We start from the raw sequence: 1,801 nt of genomic DNA, 5'->3' as shown, positions 1-1,801 counted from the left end.
CATCAACAGGGAAAGGGGGCAAAAGCATTGCGCGGAAAAGGGCCGTTAACGCTAGTTTGGCAGCAGGAAACCGACAATCAGCGCAGTGCTCTACAGATAGAGTACCGAATTAAACAGTGGCGTAAGGCAAAAAAAGAGGCGTTTATTACTAACCCTTGCGTACTTGTTGGTCGTGAATAGTGTGAGTAAATAACAGGGATTACATGGGTGGGATAAAGCAGAAACAAAAAAGCCTCCAGATATCTGGAGGCTTTCTTATATGGTGCTGGCTATCGGAATCGAACTGATGACCTACTGATTACAAGTCAGTTGCTCTACCTACTGAGCTAAGCCAGCGTAAATCTTTTGGTGCCCGGACGCGGAATCGAACCACGGACACGGGGATTTTCAATCCCCTGCTCTACCGACTGAGCTATCCGGGCAGCTCGTGGGACGTATTAAACGGTTTTTCAGCTTTTCTGTCAACGATAAAAATGCAAAAATCAGCGAAAACAGTGTGTTCGGTGCTTTTTTCATCGCTAACGCGCAAAAAATCAACTGCGGTGTAAAATTCTGACCAATAAACTGCCAGCCTCGCGCAGTGGATCGCTATTAATACTCAATACCTGTCCGGCAGTGGGTGCGTAATAACGTTCAACTTCATTGCCAAAAGCATCCCACTGAATGGCGACCAATTGCTCGGCAATGACCGTATCACCCAGTTGTACTTGCGGCAGTGCATAACCGCTGCTGTTAGCGCGTAATGTTGTTGTACTTGTGCCTTCATAACAGTTTTCGGCCACAAAATCGTTCACTGAACCTGCCAACATGCCCTCAGCCCGCAAGATATTCTCGATACCCTCTACACTGCGGTTAACCATATCGGGCTGATAACGTTTGGCAGTGCCGACCTCAACAGTAATACAAGGCACGTTACGGCGGTTCCATTCGGTCTCCAGTACCCCTGGATCGCCCGGATCATCCAAAATACAGTCAGGGTTCATCAGGCGGGCCATTTTCACACACTGCTCAATGCGGTAATCGGCAAATACATACAGCGGATATTCTGCACCGCGTGTTTGTGTATGTAAGTCGACCGTGAAATCCGCATTCGGCGTGAAAAGATGATCCCACAAATTGGCTAAATAGCGCCCTGCCGCCGTATTGTGCTGGTGATTTCCGGGAAACAAACGGTTCAAATTCACCGGAGAGGCATCGGGGTCATTGGGAATAAAATCACGACTGCTACCCAGAATGCCGGGCAAGTTTACGCCAGAAACAATCGTCACTGTACCGCTGAGTGTGGCGGTCTCTAACGAGCGCATTAACTGCTGCGCGGTTAACACGCCATTAAGCTCATCACCGTGCACACCGGCGGTGACCAATAGGCGTTTACCCGGCAGTGCCCCTTTTAGCACCGTGACGGGAATATACCAACCTTGGCCGGTTGCCATATCCAGTGGCCGGAAGTAGAACTGGTGCTTTCCTGCCGGTAAATCATCGCTATTTAAATGCGCGACGACCTTTTTACCGTCAATAATATCGGATGTAAAACAAGTTGCAGACATAACGGTCAGTGTTCCATCAGTAATACGTTATTCTTCCACGATACGCGCATCTTGCCTGCGTTATCAAGACAATCGGCTAACGTTCGGGCAGAAATCATGGCGTGAATATAAACGTGTGGATATAAAAAATACCGTAAGACACTCAGCATCTTACGGTATCAATCGCCGATATTTTTACCTGATTGATTTACCTGATTGATATCTGTATCTGAGAGTTTTATCTCATCGCGTTATCGGGCGCATTCACCCAAAAA

At 47.9% G+C, this 1,801-nt stretch carries 2 protein-coding genes and 2 tRNA genes; 1 reads left to right on the top strand and 3 read right to left on the bottom strand.

The features are described from left to right. Nucleotides 1–180 (top strand): GIY-YIG nuclease family protein (locus ACRC27_RS12180; RefSeq protein ID WP_438639989.1); only part of this gene is annotated, 180 nt, incomplete at its 5' end. An 80-nt stretch (nt 181–260) separates the two neighbouring features. Here ACRC27_RS12180 and ACRC27_RS12175 read toward each other — a convergent pair. The 3 genes from ACRC27_RS12175 to ACRC27_RS12165 all read right to left on the bottom strand — a co-directional run bounded on the left by ACRC27_RS12175 (nt 261) and on the right by ACRC27_RS12165 (nt 1,547). After that, a tRNA-Thr gene (locus tag ACRC27_RS12175) sits at nt 261–336 on the bottom strand. A 10-nt stretch (nt 337–346) separates the two neighbouring features. Then, a tRNA-Phe gene (locus ACRC27_RS12170) sits at nt 347–422 on the bottom strand. 111 nt (nt 423–533) lie between these two features. Further along, on the bottom strand, nt 534–1,547 hold the full coding sequence (locus ACRC27_RS12165; RefSeq protein WP_438639988.1) for a succinylglutamate desuccinylase/aspartoacylase family protein: 1,014 nt from the start codon (nt 1,545–1,547) through the stop codon (nt 534–536). Between the last annotated feature and the right edge of the window lie 254 nt (nt 1,548–1,801).

The organism is Plesiomonas sp., assembly GCF_051650925.1.
Lineage (GTDB): Bacteria > Pseudomonadota > Gammaproteobacteria > Enterobacterales > CAMTGL01 > Plesiomonas.
Note: the sequence above shows the minus strand (reverse complement) of the source record. Positions and strands in the feature narration are given on the sequence as shown.